Below are 15961 nucleotides of genomic sequence, written 5' to 3'. Positions count from 1 at the left end.
CCGCCCAGGCGGGCAGCGCCTCCGGCGGCAGGTCCGCGGGCAGCTCGGCGGCGGCGACCTCGGCGATCCGGCCCGCGACGTCGGCGACCCGCGCGCGCAGCGCCTCGGCCTGCCGGTGGGTGGCGGCGCGGCGGTCGGCCAGCCAGGTCTCCACGCGGGTGAACACCTCGGCGGCGAACAGGCGCTCCAGCACCTTGCGGCGCTCGGCGGCGTCGGCGCGCAGGAAGCTCGCGAACGCCCCCTGCGGCAACATCGCCACCTGGCAGAACTGGTCGCGGTTCATCCCTAGCAGCTGCCCGACCAGGTCGCTCGCCTCGTCGATGCGGGTGGTCAGGCCGGTCCAGTCGCCGTCGTGCTCCTCCAGCACGATCTTCGCGTTCTCGGTGGTGGTGCCGGTCCCGCGCAGCTTGGGCCGCTCCCACGCCGGGGACCGGGTGATCTGGAACCGGCGGCCCCGGATGGTGACCTCCAGCACCACCCGCGGCGCGACGCCCGGAGCGGCGTGGTCGCTGCGCAGGCCCTTGACGTCGTTGCGGACGCCGGGCACCGCCCCGTACAGGGCGAAGCAGATCGCGTCCAGCACGCTGGTCTTGCCCGCGCCGGTCTGCCCCTGGATCAGGAACAGCCCCGCGTCCGACAGCGCCTCGAAATCGATCACCTCGGTGCCGGAGAACGGCCCGAACGCGGTGACCTCCAGCCGGTGCAGCCTCACGCCCCGTCCCCCGTCCTCACGCCCGGGCCTCCTTCAGGCGGCACGCCTCGAACGCCTCGTGCAGCAGGGCGCGTTCGGCCTCGCCCGCCGGGCCGTCGGTGACCTCGGCGACGAAGTCGCCCGCCACGTCGAGCTCGGAGCGCCCCTTCACCCGCTCGGTCCAGGTCCGCGTGTCCTCGCCCGGCCCCTCCTGCGGCTCGAAGCCCAGCACCAGGGCGTGCGGGAAGCGGCGGCGCAGGCGCTCCATCGCCGAGGGCGGGCGGCGCGCGTCGGTCAGCGTCGCCTGGATCCAGTGGTCCTCGTACGTGTCGAGGGCGGGGTCGTGGAGCAGGTCCTCCAGGGTGCCGCGCAGGCGCTTGAGGCGGCGGGGCACCGGGGCCTCGACGAACGCCGCCTCCATCCCGTCGTCGCGCAGGTCCACCAGCCAGGAGCCCTTGAGATGGCGCTCCTCGGAGAAGGAGTACGCCAGCGGCGACCCCGAGTAGCGGACGCGGTCGGTCATCGCCTGCCGCCCGTGCAGGTGGCCGAGCGCCACGTAGTCGATGCCCTCGAACACCCCGACCGGGACGTGGGAGGTGCCGCCGACGGAGATGTCGCGTTCGCTGTCGGACGCCTCGCCGCCGGTGACGAACGCGTGCGCCAGCACGACCGTCCGGGTGCCGGGGCGGGTGGCGGCGTCGGCGCGGACGCGGCGCATCGCCTCGGTCAGCGCGGCGGCGTGGCTGCGCTCGTCCAGCTCCCAGTCGTGGCGCAGCAGCTCCGGCTCCAGGTAGGGGACGCCGTAGACCGCGGCGCCGTCGAGCAGGACCGGCTCCCCCACCCGCGCGAAGTCGGTGCGCAGGTGGACCCCCGCGGCGTCCATGAGCGCCGAGCCGAAGCCCAGGCGGTGCGCCGAGTCGTGGTTGCCCGCGATCAGCACGACGCGGACGCCGAGCGCGACCAGGCGTTCCAGGGCCTCGTTGCACAGCTTCACCGCGTCCACGCCGGGCAGCGCCCGGTCGTACACGTCCCCGGAGATCAGCACGCAGTCGACCCGTTCGGCGCGCACCGTCTCGACCAGGTGGTCGACGAACGTCCCCTGCGCGGTCAGCAGGTCCTCGCGGTGGAAGGACCTGCCGAGGTGCCAGTCGGAGGTGTGGAGGATTCGCATCGCGCACTCACCTTAGGCACCACGGCGGCACATCCGGCACAGAAACGCCGGTCCGCACCAAAGGATCACACTTCCGGGTCGGCACGATCCTTTTCGGTCACAACGAGTGATGTTCTCATCACCGCACGCCTTGACGGGTCTCCTGCCCTATGCTCACGGCGTGAGCGAGCGTCCCTATGTGCTGCTGAGCTGCGCGATGTCGGTGGACGGCTACATCGACGACGCCTCCCCCGAGCGGCTGCGGCTGTCCAGCCCCGCCGACTTCGACCGGGTGGACGACGTGCGCGCGACCTGCGACGCGATCCTGGTCGGGGCCGGAACCGTCCGCCGCGACGATCCCAAACTGCTGGTCAGGTCGGAGGCGCGGCGGGCCAGGCGGAAGGCGCGCGGCCGCAGCCCCGACCTCGTCAAGGTGACGGTGACCTGGAGCGGCGACCTGGATCCGGAGTCGCGGTTCTTCACCACCGGGGAGGCGCCCAAGCTCGTCTACTCCCACTCCCAGACCGCGCACGAGGTGGCGGCCCGGCTCGGCGACCGCGCCGAGGTGGTCGACGCCGGGGACCCGGTGAGCTTCCCGGCGATGCTGAACGACCTGGGCGCGCGCGGCGTGCGGCGGCTCATGGTGGAGGGCGGCGGCGGCATCCACACGCACTTCCTGACGTCGGGGCTGGTGGACGAGCTGCAACTGGTGGTCGCGCCGTTCTTCATCGGCGACCCGTCGGCGCCCCGGTTCGTCAAGTCGGGGGTCTTCCCGCAGTCGCCCGACCGGCCGATGCGGCTGGAGGAGGTCACCCGCATCGGGAACCTGGCGCTGCTGCGCTACCTGGTCGGGGGCGCGCGTGGCTGAGCGCCCCGGCGACCGGGCCTGGCTGGGGCTCGCCTGCGACCTGGCCGAGCGGTGCCCGCCGTCGCGGACCGCGTTCTCGGTGGGCGCGGTGGTCGTGGACGGCGACGGCCGCGAGCTGGCGCGCGGGTTCTCCCGGCAGCACGACCCGCACGACCACGCCGAGGAGGCCGCGCTCGCCCGGCTCGGCGCGGCCGACCTGAGCGGCGCCACCGTCTACTCCTCGCTGGAGCCGTGCGGGCGGCGCGGGTCGCGGCCCCGGCCCTGCGCGGAGCTGATCGTCGCGGCGGGGGTGCGGCGGGTGGTGTTCGCCTGGTCCGAGCCGTCGCTGTTCGTGGAGGGGACGGGCGCGGAGCTGCTGCGCGCGCACGGCGTGGAGGTCGTGGTGATCCCCGAGCTGGCCGACCGCGCCCGGCGGCCCAACACCCACCTGCCGGGCGCCTGATCCCGGCGCCGGGTCAGCCCGGCACCGGCTGGGCGCGCAGGTCGGCGACCGCGCCCAGCGCGACGTCGAGGTAGCCGCGCAGCGTCTCGGGGTCGTCCAGGTCGAGCGGCCCGCGTACCAGGATCAGCGACACCGCCACCCGGAACAGCGCGTCCACCAGCAGCGACACGTCCACCGGCGGGACGCGTCCGGCGTCGATGTGCTCCTGCATGAGCGGCTGGAGCAGCTTGGAGATGCGGCGGATGGTGGACTCGGCGTTCACCGTGAACACCGGCAGGATGATCTCGGGGACGTCGCGCAGCGCGGCCTGGAGCAGCGGGTGGCGGCGGCCGTAGCCGACGACGAACACCAGCAGGTCCACCAGGTCGTCGCCGGTCCAGGCGGCGGTGCGCAGCCGGGGGATCAGGTCCTCGGCGAAGACCGCGATCTCGCGGCGGACCAGCGCCTCGCGGATGTCCTCGACGGTGCCGCCGTACTTGTAGAGCGTGGGGCGGGAGATCCCGGCGCGGCGGGCGATCGCCGACAGCAGCCGCCCGTTGGCGAAGCCGCCCTCCACCAGGCACTCGGCGGCCGCGTCCAGGATCAGGGCGCGGATCTCGTCGGGCGTCCGGCCGGCCGCCCCCCGGCGGGTCCGGCCGGGCGCCGGAGCGTCGTCCGGGGCGTCGTCCGGCGCGCCGTCAGCCGGTTCGGTCACGGGTCGTCTCGCAGTCATGTCGCGGTGTCAGCCGGTCGTCGCCGACGGGGCGACGGGGTGGGGGTGATGTTGCCCACCCCAACTATAGGACCCTTCTCCCTTGACCAAGGGATCACTTACTATTTACAGTCCAGGGCGCAATCGTAAATCTGGCCCGCGCGGCGGCGGCGACGCGGGACACCCCGGAGGTGGCTGCGGATGATGATCGACCAGGAGTACCGGGACGTGCTGGCGACCCTGTCGGAGGGGTCGGTCGCGCGGCGCTTCGACCCCTACCTCGACATCGACTGGGACTCCCCCGAGTACCGGATCGACCCGGACGACCCGCGCTGGATCCTGCCCGACGACTGCGACCCGCTCGGCGCGCACCCCTGGTACCGGGCGCTGCCGGAGGAGCGGAAGATCGAGATCGGGATGTGGCGGATCGCCAACATCCAGAAGGTCGGCCTCCAGTTCGAGAGCGTGCTGATCCGCGGCATGATGCAGTACGCGATGCGGCTGCCGAACCAGACCCCGGAGTTCCGGTACTGCCTCCACGAGATGACCGAGGAGTGCAACCACATCCAGATGTTCCAGGAGCTGGTCAACCGCATCGGCGTCGACGTGCCGGGCATGCGCGCCGACTACCGCGCGACCTCCCACTTCTGGCACCTGGGCGCCTACCTGCCCATCATCTTCTTCATCGGCATCCTGGCCGGCGAGGAGCCGATCGACCACTTCCAGAAGGACGCCATCCGGCGCGGCGAGGAGCTGCCGCCGGCGCTGCTGCGCACCATGCAGATCCACATCGCCGAGGAGGCGCGGCACATCTCGTTCGCGCACCGCTTCCTCACCGAGCGGGTCCGGCGGCAGACCAGGACGGGCCGCGCGGCCACCTCGCTGGCCTTCCCGATCATCATGCGCTGGCTCGCCGGGGCGATCATGACGCCGCCGCGCGACATGGCCAGGAAGTTCGACATCCCGCGCCAGGTGATGCGCGAGGCGTTCTGGGACAGCCCGAAGTCCCAGGAGATCCTGCGCGCCTACTTCGGCGACGTGCGCACCCTCGCCGAGGAGCTGGGCCTGATGAACGCCGCGTCCCGGCGGCTGTGGAAGAGGCTCGGCATCGACGGCGACGCGTCGCGCTTCCGCAGCGAGCCCCACCGCACCGCCCAGCCCGCCGCCTGAACCCCGGCACGGAGAGGGAACACCCATGACCCACGTGGTCACGCAGTCCTGCTGCAACGACGCCTCCTGCGTCCAGGCCTGCCCGGTGAACTGCATCCACCCCACCCCGGACGAGCCGGACTTCCACACCGCGGAGATGCTGTACGTCGACCCGCGGGCGTGCGTCGACTGCGGGGCCTGCGTGACCGCGTGCCCGGTCGGGGCGATCGTCCCGCACCGGAAGCTGGACGGGGCGCAGCTGCCGTTCCTGGAGATCAACGCCGACTTCTACCGCGACCGGTCCCGCGACGGCCTGCCGGTGCTGGCCCCCGTCCCGCCGCGGCTGAAGGTGAGGGCGCGGCCGACGCCGGCGCGCGTGGCGATCGTCGGGTCCGGGCCCGCCGCGATGTACGCCGCCGACGAGGTGCTGACCGTTCCCGGCGCGCGCGTCGACGTGTACGAGAAGCTGCCCACCCCCTACGGCCTGGCCCGCGCCGGCGTCGCGCCCGACCACCAGGGCACCCGCCGCGTCACCCGGCAGTTCGACACGATCGCCGCGCAGCCCGGTTTCCACCTGCACACCGGCGTCGAGGTCGGCCGCGACGTCACGCACGAGGAGCTGCTGCGCCACCACCACGCCGTCGTCTACGCGGTCGGCGCGTCCGCCGACCGCCGCCTGACGGTCCCGGGCGCGGAGGCGGCGGTGCCGGCCACCGAGTTCACGGCCTGGTACAACGGCCACCCCGACCACGCGCACCGCGCGTTCGACCTGTCGCACCGGCGCGCCGTGGTGATCGGGAACGGCAACGTCGCCCTCGACGTCGCCCGCGTCCTGACCGCCGACCCCGACCGGCTGGCCGCCACCGACATCTCCCCCGCCGCGCTGGCGGCGCTGCGCGGCAGCCGGATCGAGGAGGTCTGGGTGGTCGGGCGGCGCGGCCCGGCGCACTCGGCGTTCACCCTGCCCGAGCTGGTCGGCCTGGCGAACGCGCCGGACGTCGCGGTGTCGGTCCCGGCCGCCGACCTCGACCTCACCGGCGCCGACGAGACCTCCCACTCCCTCCGGCACAAGCTGCGGCTGCTGCGCGAGCTCGCCGGACGCGACGCGGCCGGGGCCCGGCGGCGCGTCGTCCTGCGGTACCTGCTGGCCCCCGAACGCCTCACCGGCGACGGCGTGGACTTCGCCCGCACCGCCCTGGAGGCGCGCGACGGCGCCGTCCACGCCGTTCCGACCGGCGAGGTCGAGCACGTCGAGGCCGGGCTGGTGCTGGCCTCGATCGGCTACCGGGCGCTGCCGGTGCCGGGGCTGCCGTTCGACGAGGCGTCGGGCACCGTCCCGCACACCGCCGGGCGCGTCACCGATGCCGACGCCGCCTACGTCACCGGCTGGATCAAGCGCGGCCCGACCGGGTTCATCGGCACCAACAAGACGTGCGCGCGCGAGACCGTCGCCACGCTCGTGCGGGACTACAACGAGGGCCTCCTCACCGAGCCCGCCGCCGACGTGGCCGAGCTGGAGGCGCTGCTGCGGTCGCGGCGCCCCGACGCGGTCCTCGGCGCGGCCTACGCCTAGCCGGACACGCCCAGGGCCTGTTCCGACGTGGGCCTCAGCCGCGCTCGCCAAGACCTGGTGAGGCGCGAGCCCCCAGGGCGAGCGCCGTGGGCCAGGGCTTCTGCAGCACGAACTAGTCGAAGTCGGGCGCGGCGTGCGGGGCGCCCTTCAGCTCGTGGAAGCCCGGGACGCCCGCGACCAGCAGCGTCCCGTCCCACAGCCGCCCAGCCTCCTCGCCGCGCGGGATGCGGGACAGGACCGGGCCGAAGAACGCGGCGCGCCCGCCGTCCGGCCGCGTCGCCGCGATGATCGGGCTGCCGACGTGCTTCCCGACCAGCCCGATGCCCTCCCGCGTGGAGGCGCGCACCGCGTCGTCGAGGCCGGTGTCCATCGCGGCCCCGGCCAGCTCGACCGGCAGGCCCGCCTCGGTGAGCGCGTCGGGCACGGTCTCGGTCGTCCACTCGCCGCCGTGGACGCGTTCGCCGAGCGCGGTGTAGAAGCGGCCGAGGGCGGCCTGGCCGTGGCGTTCGGTGACCGCGACGCAGATCCGGGCGGGCAGCCACAGGTAGCCCTCGGTGTCGCCCTCGGGATCCTCCTCCTTGTCCTCGTTGAGCGCGGCCAGGCTGAGCAGGTGCCAGTGGACCTCCACCGGGCGGACCTCGGTGACCTCCAGCAGCCAGCGGGAGGCGATCCAGGTGTAGGGGCAGGCCGGGTCGAACCACAGGTCGGCGATCGTCGTGTCCGTCATGCCCCCAGCCTTCCCCGTTTTGGGTGAGACTGGCGTCTCATCGCCTCTTGCCAATCCCCCGGGGAGCCGTGCGATGCTGTTCACCAAGCAAGCATTCGGTCAAACCCCGGGATGGAAGGCGTACCGGCATGCGCGAGCACGATCGGCTGTTCATCGGCGGTGAGTGGGCCGCCCCCGCCGGAACCGGCGTCATCGAGGTGGTCTCCCCGCACACCGAGGAGGTCATCGGCCGCGTCCCCGAGGGCACCGAGGCCGACGTCGACGCCGCCGTGGCCGCCGCGCGCCGGGCGTTCGACCACGGGCCCTGGCCCCGGATGACGCCCGCCGAACGCGCCGCGGTCCTCGGCCGCCTGTCGGCGATCTACGCCGAACGGCAGCAGGAGATGGCCGACCTGGTCACCGCCGAGATGGGCTCGCCGATCCTGTTCTCGATCTTCGGGCAGGCGGCGCTGCCGCAGATGGTGCTCCAGTACTACGTGGACCTCGCCGCCTCCTACCCCTGGGAGGAGGAGCGGCCCGGCATGCTCGGCCCGGTCACCGTGACCCGCGAGCCCGTCGGCGTCGTCGCGGCGGTCTACCCGTGGAACGTCCCGCAGTTCACCCTGATGCTCAAGCTGGCCCCCGCCCTGCTCGCCGGATGCACGGTCGTCGCCAAGCCCTCCCCCGAGACCCCGCTGGACGCCTACCTGCTGGCCGAGTGGGTCCGCGAGGCGGGCGTCCCCGAGGGCGTGATCAACTTCGTTCCGGCGGGCCGCGAGGTCGGCGCGTACCTGGTGGCGCACCGCGACGTCGACAAGGTCGCCTTCACCGGCTCCACCGCCGCCGGACGCCAGATCGGCGAGGTCTGCGGCCGCCAGCTCAAGCCCGTCACCCTGGAGCTCGGCGGCAAGTCCGCGGCGATCATCCTGGAGGACGCCGACCTGGCGACCACCATCGAGGGCTTCAAGATGGCGTCGCTGATGAACAACGGCGAGGCGTGCGCCGCGCAGACCCGCATCCTGGCCCCGCGCGGCCGCTACGACGAGGTCGCCGACGCCCTCACCGCGATGGTCGCGGGCCTGAACGTCGGCGACCCCGCCGACTACGGCACCGAGATCGGCCCGCTGGTGGCCCGCCGCCAGCAGGAACGCGTCGAGAACTACATCCGCGTCGGCCAGGACGAGGGCGCCAAGCTGCTCACCGGCGGCCTCACCCGCCCGCACGACCGCGGCTGGTACGTCGCCCCGACCGTGTTCGGCGACGTGTCCAACGACATGCGCATCGCCCGCGAGGAGATCTTCGGCCCGGTGCTGGCGCTGATCCCCTACGACGACGAGGACGACGCGGTCCGCATCGCCAACGACAGCGACTACGGCCTCGGCGGCTCGGTCTGGACCGCCGACGTGGACCACGGCGTCGAGGTCGCCCGCCGCATCCGCACCGGAAGCTGCGGCGTCAACCTCTACGTGCTGGATCCCAACACCCCGTTCGGCGGCTACAAGGACAGCGGCCTGGGCCGCGAGCTGGGCCCCGAGGGCCTGACCGCCTACCTGGAGCACAAGGCCATCCCCCGTCCCCACCCGGCTTCCTGACCCGCCCCCTGATCCCCCGTGTCCACCGTTCGGTGGACACGGGGGATCAGCCTTTCCGAAGCCGATCGGGTGATGTGGGGGCGCCCCGGCGGCCGCGACGCTGGAGGCATGCGTCACACGGTCATCGAGGTCGAGGACCTCGGCAAGAGGTACGGGGGACGGCCCGTGCTGGACGGCGTCTCCTTCACCGTCGCGGAGGGCGAGATCTTCGGGATCCTCGGGCCGAACGGGGCCGGGAAGACCACCGCCGTCGAGTGCGTGGAGGGGCTGCGCGTTCCCGACACCGGGACCGTCCGGGTGCTCGGGATGGACCCGCACGCCCAGGGCGACCGCCTGCGCGAGCGCATCGGCGTCCAGCTCCAGGAGACCGGGCTGCCCGGGTCCATCAGGGTCGGAGAGGCGCTGGAGCTGTACTCCTCGTTCTACCGCGAGCCCCGCGACCTGCCGGGGCTGCTCGCCGAATGGGGGCTGGAGGACAAGCGGAACGTCCGCTACTCCAAGCTGTCGGGCGGCTGGCGGCAGCGCGTTCACATCGCGCTCGCCCTGGTGGGGCGCCCGCGCGTCGCGTTCCTGGACGAGCTGACCACCGGGCTGGACCCGCAGGCCCGCCGCGACACCTGGCGGCTGATCCGCCGGGTGCGGGAGTCCGGCGTCACCGTCGTGCTGATCAGCCACTTCATGGACGAGGTCGAGGAGCTGTGCGACCGGGTCACCGTGCTGGACGGCGGCCGGGTCCGCGCCACCGGCACCCCCGCCGAGCTGATCGCGCGGGCGGGCGGCGAGCACCGGATGAGCTTCCGTCCCGTCGACGACCTCGACCCGTCGCTGGTGACGTCCCTGCCCGGCGTGACCGGCGTGGAACGCGACGGCCGCCGCGTCGTCGTCACCGGCACGGGCGACTTCGCCACCGCCGTCACCGCCGCCCTGGCCCGCGACCACGTCCTGGTCGCCGAGCTGCGCATCGACCGGCGCACCCTCGACGACGCCTACCTGGCCCTCACCGGCCGCCCCCTGGAGGTCTGATGCTCGGCAGGATCATCGCCGTCGAGTTCCGGCTGCGGATGCGCGAGCTGCTCACCCCGCTGTTCGCGCTGGCGCTGCCGCTGGCCCTGCTGTTCGGGTTCGGGCTGGTCCCCGGCGCCGACCGACCCGCCGAGGGCCTGGGCGGGCAGGCCCTCACCGAGTACATGGCCGCGCTCGGCATCGCCGTCGCGTTCGCGATCCTGGCGCTGATGATGATGCCGGGCGTGCTGTCGGACTACCGGGAGAAGGGCGTGCTGCGGCGGATGCGCGCCACCCCCGTGAGACCGTCGGCCCTGCTGCTCGCCCAGCTCGTCGTCAACGCGGGCGCGGCACTGGTGTCGGTCGCGACGCTGCTCGCCGTCGGGACGGCGGTGTTCGGCACCGCCCTGCCGCGCGACCCGGCCGCGTTCGCCGCCGCCGCGCTGCTGTGCCTGGGGGCGCTGCTGGCGATCGGCGCGCTGGTCACCGCCGTGTCCCCGTCGGCGCGGGCCGGGAACGCCCTCGGCTCGCTGCTGTTCTTCCCCAGCCTGTTCTTCGCCGGGGTGTACCTGCCCTACGACAAGATGCCGGGCCCCCTCCAGCGCGTCTGCGACCTCACCCCGCTCGGCGCGGGCCTGCGGGCGATGCGGGACGCCTGGATGGGGCACGACGTCCGGATCTCCCAGTTGGCGATAATGGCCCTCTACGGGCTGGTCGCCACCGTGGCCGCTGCCAGACTCTTCCGGTGGGAGTAGACGAGATGGACGGGCCGACGGCCGGGCTGGAGGCATGGCAGCGCCGCGAACGCTTCGGCCTGTCGGCCGTGCCGCACGTGTCACTGGCGGTGGCGACCGTCCTCGCGCTGCTGGTCGACCACTCCTCGCCCGGACGCGTCCTGGCCATGCTGGCGCTGGCCGGGGCCACCGCGCTGTGGGTCACCTGGATGGCGTTCCGGTACACCCGCTGGCGGAACCGGCCCCTGCCCGGCACCCTCTCCTACGTCGGGCTGCTCGGCCTGCTCACCGCGCTGGTCCTCGTCAACCCGATGTTCGGGTTCGCGATCATCTCCGGCTACCTGTACGCGTTCCTGCTGCCCGCCGCCTGGCGCGTCCCCGGCGTGGTCGCCACCGCGTCGCTGGCGGCGGTGTCCCAGATCGGCGGCATCGGCAACATCACCGCCGAGAGCTGGCCGGTCTGGCTGGGGATGCTCACGGTGAACGCGCTGATGGCCGGGGCGTTCGCCTTCTTCGCCTGGCGCGGCGACCAGGAGTCCCTGCGCCGCAAGGCGATGATCGAGCAGCTCGCCGAGGCCAACGTCCGGCTGGAACGGGCCATGGCCGAGAACACCGGGCTCCAGGCCCAGCTGCTCGCCCAGGCCCGCGAGGCGGGCGTCCACGACGAGCGCCAGCGGATGGCCGGGGAGATCCACGACACCATCGCCCAGGGCCTGGCCGGGGTCGTCACCCAGCTCCAGGCCGCCAAGCAGGCGCGCGACGACGAGACGCGGCGGCTGCGGCACATCGACCTGGCGCAGCGGATGGCGCGCGAGAGCCTGACGGAGGCGCGGCGTTCGGTGCGCGCGCTGCGGCCCCAGGCCCTGGAGGACGCGGCGCTGCCCGACGCGCTCGCCGAGACCGCGCGGCGCTGGAGCGACGACCACGGCGTTCCCGCCGAGGTCACCACGACCGGTACCGTGCGGCCCATGCATCCGGAGGTGGAGGGAACGCTGCTGCGCACCGCGCAGGAGGCCCTCGCGAACGTCGCCAAGCACGCGGGCGCGACCCGCGTCGCGGTCACCCTGTCCTACATGGGCGACGTGGTGACCCTCGACGTCCGCGACGACGGCACCGGATTCGCACCCGAGCTGGTCCGGCCACGCGAGGACGGCGGCTACGGGCTGACCGCGATGCGCCGCCGAGTGAGCCGCGTCGCCGGAACCCTGGAAATCGAGTCCGAGCCGGGCCTGGGCACCGCCATCTACGCGAGCGTCCCAGCCGTCCCCACCGGAACCCCCGCATGACCCCCGGAACAAACACCGATCCACCCGACGACGCGGACGACGGTCCGATCGGGTTGCTGATCGTTGATGATCATCCGGTGGTGCGGGACGGGCTGCGCGGCATGTTCACCGGTGTGCCCGGCGTCGCCGTGCTCGGCGAGGCCGCCGACGGCGCGGAGGCGGTCCGGCTGGCCGAGGAGCTGCGGCCCGACGTGGTGCTGATGGACCTGCGGATGCCCGGCACCGACGGCGTCACCGCGATCAGGCGGATGGCCGAACGGGGCCTGCCCGCGCGGGTGCTGGTGCTGACCACGTTCGACACCGACCGCGACGTGCTGCCCGCCGTCGAGGCGGGCGCGACCGGCTACCTGCTGAAGGACGCGCCGCAGGAGGAACTGCTGCGCGGGGTGCGGGCGGCGGCGCGCGGCGGGTCGGTGCTGTCGCCGTCGGTGGCGGCGCTGCTGCTCCAGCGCCTGCGCGCCCCCGTCCAGGCGCCTCCCGCCGAGCCCCTCAGCCCCCGCGAGCTGGAGGTGCTGGACCTGGTCGCGCGCGGCGCGACCAACCGGGAGGCCGCCGCGAAGCTGTTCGTCAGCGAGGCGACCGTCAAGACCCACCTGCTGCACGTCTACGCCAAGCTCGGCGTCAACGACCGCGCCGCCGCCGTCGCCGCCGCGTTCGACCGCGGCCTGCTACGCCCCGGCGACCGGTGACCCGAGCACCGCGGCGTGGGCGGCGTCCAGGCGGGCGAGCTCGCTCTTGAGGCGGTCGCACACCTCCTTGAGGTGGACCGCGGACGCGTCCTCGTCGACCGCGTCACCCAGCGCGACCGCCGCCTCCCGCACCGACGCCATGCGTTCGTGCAGTTCGCCGACCAGCGTCACGCCCCGCACCAGGTCCGTCAGGCCGGGGACCAGCCCACTCATGATCGCCGCCTGCTCACGGGCGCGGCGGCGGGCCCGGTGCAGCTCGATGAAGATCTCCACCTTGGAGCGCAGCACCCACGGGTCGAACGGCTTGACCAGGTAGTCCACCGCCCCGGCGGCGTACCCGCGGAACGCCAGGTCCGGTTCGCTGCGCGCCGCCGTCAGGAAGATGATCGGAACGTCGCGGGTCCGGTCCTTCCGCTTGATGTGATAGGCCGTCTCGAAGCCGTCCATCTCCGGCATCACGACGTCCAGCAGGATCACCGCGAAGTCGTCGGTCATCAGCGCCCGCAGCGCGTCCTCCCCCGACCGCGCCGACACGACCCGGGCGTCCACGTTCTTGAGGATCGCCGCCAGGGCGATCAGATTCTCCTCCTGGTCATCGACCAGCAGCACACGAGTCGTGTCATCCATGAACGGTTCCGTTCTGCTGGTCACTGGACTTCCTCTGATCGGCGGGCTTCTCCCCGTCGGGGGGCTTCCTCCCATCGGTGGAAGGGTTCCCCTCCTCGGTGGGGTGTTGTTCGTCGGCGGGTTTCGGGGTGTCGAGCCAGTGGCGGAGGACCGCGAACAGTCGTTCGATCTCCACCGGCTTGGTGACGTGGTCCGACATTCCGGCGGCCAGGCACTTGTCCTGGTCGCCCTTCATCGCCTTGGCGGTCAGCGCGACGATCGGCAGCCCGGCGAACCTCGGCATCGCGCGGATCTCCCGGGTGGTGGCGTAGCCGTCCAGCTCCGGCATCATCACGTCCATGAACACCAGCGCGATGCCGTCCTCGCGTTCCAGGGTCTCGATGCCCTTGCGTCCGTCGCCGGCGTAGAGCACCCGCATCCCCGACCGCTCCAGCACGGTCGACAGCGCGAACACGTTGCGGATGTCGTCGTCGATGATCAGCACCGTGCGGCCCTCGAACAGCGGGTCGCGGGCCACGACCGGGCCCGGGTCGGCCAGCCGCGCGGCCGTCTCGATCCGCGCGTCCGGGCCGGGCAGCGGCGTCACCGTCAGGCCCGCCGGGACGTCCACGCCGTCGCCGGACGGGTCCGCCGCGCCGGGGCCGTGCGGGCTGCGCTCGGGCAGGTACAGCACGAACGTGCTGCCGTGCCCCGGGATGCTGCGCGCCCTGATCTCCCCGCCCAGCAGCTCGGCGATCTCCCGGCAGATCGACAGGCCCAGCCCCGTGCCGCCGTACTTGCGGCTGGTGGTGCCGTCGGCCTGCTGGAACGCGTCGAAGATGACCTCCAGCTTGCCCGGCGCGATGCCGACGCCGGTGTCGATGACGCTGAACGCGATCACCCGTTCGGCGGCGTGCAGCGCCGGTGACCCGAACACCACCCCGCCGGCGACCGAGACCTCCAGCCGGACCGCGCCCTCGCTGGTGAACTTGATGGCGTTGGACAGCAGGTTCCGGACGATCTGCTGGAGCCGCTGCTCGTCGGTGCGCAGCGTGCGCGGCAGGTCGTCGGCCAGCGCCACCTCGAAGTCCAGGCCCTGTTCGACGGCCACGTGCCGGAACGTCACCTCGACGTAGTCCACCAGCTTGGCCAGCGGGATGTCCTCGGGGTGGATCTCCATCTTGCCCGCCTCGATCTTGGACAGGTCGAGGATGTCGTCGATCAGCTGGAGCAGGTCGCGGCCCGCGCCGTAGATCGTGCGGGCGAACTGCACCTGCTCGTCGGTGAGGTTGCCGTCGGGGTTGGCCCACATCAGCTTGGCCAGCAGCAGCAGGCTGTTCAGCGGGGTGCGCAGCTCGTGCGACATGTTGGCCAGGAAGTTGGACTTGTAGCGCGAGGACAGGGCGAGCTGCTCGGCGCGTTCCTCCAGGGCGCGGCGGGCCTGCTCGATCTCGGTGTTCTGCACCTCGATCTCGCGGTTCTGCTGGGCCAGCAGCGCCGCCTTCTCCTCCAGCTCGGCGTTGGAGCGGCGCAGCTCGCCCTGCTGGCGCTGCAGCTCGGCCGAGCGTTCCTGGAGCTCGTGGGTGAGGCGCTGCGACTCGGCCAGCAGCGACTCGGTGCGCGCGTTCGCGATGATCGTGTTGATCGCCACGCCGATGGTGTGCACGAACTGGTCGAAGAACGCCAGGTGCACGTCCGAGAACCGGCTGAACGCCGCCAGCTCGATCACGCCGAGCACCTCGTCCTCGAACACGATCGGCAGCACCACCACGCACGCCGGGGCGGCCTCGCCCAGCCCGGAGGAGATCTTGATGTAGTCGGGCGGGGCGTCGACGATGATGAGGCGCTTGCGCTCCACCGCGGCCTGGCCGACCAGCCCCACCCCGAACTCGATCTCCTCCTTGCGGCGGTGGTGGCCGCGGTACCCGTAGCCCGCGATCAGCCGCAGGACCGGTTCGCGGCCCTTCTCCCGCTGCGCCAGGAAGAACGCGCCGTAGTGCGCGGCGACCAGCGGCGTCAGCTCCGACAGGATCAGCCCGGCGACCTCGACCAGGTCGCGGTGGCCCTGCATGAGCCCGGCGATGCGGGCGAGGTTGCTCTCCAGCCAGTCCTTGGCGCGGGTGGTCTCGCGGAGGTTGGCCACCATCAGGTTGACGTTGTCCTTGAGCTCGGCGACCTCGCCCTGCGCCACGACGGTGATGGAGCGGGTCATGTCGCCGCGCGCGACGGCGCTGGCGACCTCGGCGATGGCGCGGACCTGGGTGGTGAGGTTGGAGGCGAGCAGGTTCACGTTGTCGGTCAGGTCCTTCCACACCCCGGACGCGCCGGGGACCTGCGCCTGGCCGCCGAGCTCTCCGCGGCTGCCGACCTCGCGGGCGACGCGGGTCACCTCGGAGGAGAACGCCGACAGCGTGTCCACCATCGTGTTGATGGTGGTCTTGAGCTCCAGGATCTCGCCCTGGGCGTCCACGTCGATCTTCTTGGTGAGGTCGCCGTTGGCGACGGCGGTGGTGACCTGCGCGATGTTGCGGACCTGGTAGGTGAGGTTGTTGGCCATCGCGTTGACGTTGTCGGTGAGGTCCTTCCACACCCCGGACGCGCCGCGCACGCGGGCCTGGCCGCCGAGCTCGCCCTCGGTGCCGACCTCGCGGGCGACGCGGGTCACCTCGTCGGCGAACGCCGACAGCGTGTCCACCATCGTGTTGATGGTGGTCTTGAGCTGGAAGATCTCGCCGCGCGCGTCCACGGTGATCTTCTTGGTGAGGTCGCCGCCCGCGACGGA

At 72.9% G+C, this 15961-nt stretch carries 15 protein-coding genes; 9 read left to right on the top strand and 6 right to left on the bottom strand.

All coding sequences use genetic code 11. The features are described 5' to 3' along the window. Together AKI01S_RS44465 and AKI01S_RS44460 are read right to left on the bottom strand one after the other, a co-directional pair. Positions 1 to 712, bottom strand: a 712-nt coding sequence (locus tag AKI01S_RS44465; protein ID WP_157420590.1) for an AAA family ATPase, incomplete at its 3' end; no start/stop codon positions are given. 16 nt (positions 713 to 728) lie between these two features. Next, on the bottom strand, positions 729 to 1862 hold the full coding sequence (locus tag AKI01S_RS44460; protein ID WP_067832175.1) for an exonuclease SbcCD subunit D: 1134 nt from the start codon (positions 1860 to 1862) through the stop codon (positions 729 to 731). Positions 1863 to 2022: 160 nt separating this feature from the next. Between AKI01S_RS44460 and AKI01S_RS44455 the strand changes: the two genes are divergently transcribed. Both AKI01S_RS44455 and AKI01S_RS44450 read left to right on the top strand, forming a co-directional pair. Continuing rightward, entirely contained in the window at positions 2023 to 2709 is a 687-nt protein-coding gene (locus AKI01S_RS44455; protein WP_067832173.1) for a RibD family protein, read from the top strand. After that, positions 2702 to 3151 carry a deaminase gene (locus AKI01S_RS44450; RefSeq protein WP_067832171.1) on the top strand — a complete coding sequence of 150 codons (450 nt, stop codon included), beginning with the start codon at positions 2702 to 2704 and terminating at the stop codon, positions 3149 to 3151. The genes AKI01S_RS44455 and AKI01S_RS44450 overlap by 8 nt, the downstream gene beginning before the upstream one ends. A gap of 13 nt (positions 3152 to 3164) precedes the next feature. On the opposite strand, the gene AKI01S_RS44445 is transcribed toward AKI01S_RS44450, so the two are convergent. Next, the gene (locus AKI01S_RS44445) at positions 3165 to 3845 is read right to left on the bottom strand and encodes a TetR/AcrR family transcriptional regulator (protein WP_245682044.1); all 681 of its coding nucleotides are present in this window, start codon (positions 3843 to 3845) and stop codon (positions 3165 to 3167) included. 198 nt (positions 3846 to 4043) lie between these two features. On the opposite strand from AKI01S_RS44445, the gene AKI01S_RS44440 reads away from it, so the two are divergent. Both AKI01S_RS44440 and AKI01S_RS44435 read left to right on the top strand, forming a co-directional pair. After that, positions 4044 to 5012 carry an AurF N-oxygenase family protein gene (locus AKI01S_RS44440; protein ID WP_067832169.1) on the top strand — a complete coding sequence of 323 codons (969 nt, stop codon included), beginning with the start codon at positions 4044 to 4046 and terminating at the stop codon, positions 5010 to 5012. A gap of 25 nt (positions 5013 to 5037) precedes the next feature. Next, entirely contained in the window at positions 5038 to 6564 is a 1527-nt protein-coding gene (locus AKI01S_RS44435; RefSeq protein ID WP_067832167.1) for an FAD-dependent oxidoreductase, read from the top strand. Between the two features lie 112 nt (positions 6565 to 6676). Here AKI01S_RS44435 and AKI01S_RS44430 read toward each other — a convergent pair whose 3' ends face one another. Continuing rightward, a complete protein-coding gene (locus tag AKI01S_RS44430) occupies positions 6677 to 7291 on the bottom strand; it encodes a DsbA family protein (protein WP_067832165.1) in 615 nt (204 codons plus the stop codon). Positions 7292 to 7419: 128 nt separating this feature from the next. On the opposite strand from AKI01S_RS44430, the gene AKI01S_RS44425 reads away from it, so the two are divergent. From AKI01S_RS44425 to AKI01S_RS44405, 5 genes are all read left to right on the top strand, one after another. Then, positions 7420 to 8862, top strand: a complete 1443-nt coding sequence (locus tag AKI01S_RS44425; RefSeq protein WP_067832164.1) for an aldehyde dehydrogenase — start codon at positions 7420 to 7422, stop codon at positions 8860 to 8862. A gap of 108 nt (positions 8863 to 8970) precedes the next feature. Next, the gene (locus AKI01S_RS44420; protein WP_067832163.1) at positions 8971 to 9885 is read left to right on the top strand and encodes an ABC transporter ATP-binding protein; all 915 of its coding nucleotides are present in this window, start codon (positions 8971 to 8973) and stop codon (positions 9883 to 9885) included. Next, on the top strand, positions 9885 to 10619 hold the full coding sequence (locus AKI01S_RS44415) for an ABC transporter permease (protein ID WP_067832161.1): 735 nt from the start codon (positions 9885 to 9887) through the stop codon (positions 10617 to 10619). The genes AKI01S_RS44420 and AKI01S_RS44415 overlap by 1 nt, the downstream gene beginning before the upstream one ends. Then, positions 10610 to 11884, top strand: a complete 1275-nt coding sequence (locus tag AKI01S_RS44410; RefSeq protein ID WP_245682043.1) for a sensor histidine kinase — start codon at positions 10610 to 10612, stop codon at positions 11882 to 11884. Before AKI01S_RS44415 ends, AKI01S_RS44410 begins: the two co-directional genes overlap by 10 nt. Next, entirely contained in the window at positions 11881 to 12573 is a 693-nt protein-coding gene (locus tag AKI01S_RS44405; RefSeq protein ID WP_067832157.1) for a response regulator, read from the top strand. The genes AKI01S_RS44410 and AKI01S_RS44405 overlap by 4 nt, the downstream gene beginning before the upstream one ends. Here AKI01S_RS44405 and AKI01S_RS44400 read toward each other — a convergent pair. Together AKI01S_RS44400 and AKI01S_RS44395 are read right to left on the bottom strand one after the other, a co-directional pair. Next, the gene (locus AKI01S_RS44400) at positions 12553 to 13200 is read right to left on the bottom strand and encodes a response regulator (RefSeq protein ID WP_067832155.1); all 648 of its coding nucleotides are present in this window, start codon (positions 13198 to 13200) and stop codon (positions 12553 to 12555) included. The genes AKI01S_RS44405 and AKI01S_RS44400 overlap by 21 nt on opposite strands. Next, positions 13193 to 15961 (bottom strand): ATP-binding protein (locus AKI01S_RS44395; protein WP_067832154.1); only part of this gene is annotated, 2769 nt, incomplete at its 5' end. The genes AKI01S_RS44400 and AKI01S_RS44395, both read right to left, overlap by 8 nt.

The sequence above is a fragment of the Actinomadura kijaniata NBRC 14229 genome (assembly GCF_001552175.1).
In the GTDB taxonomy this organism is placed as follows: domain Bacteria; phylum Actinomycetota; class Actinomycetes; order Streptosporangiales; family Streptosporangiaceae; genus Spirillospora; species Spirillospora kijaniata.
Note: the sequence above shows the minus strand (reverse complement) of the source record. Positions and strands in the feature narration are given on the sequence as shown.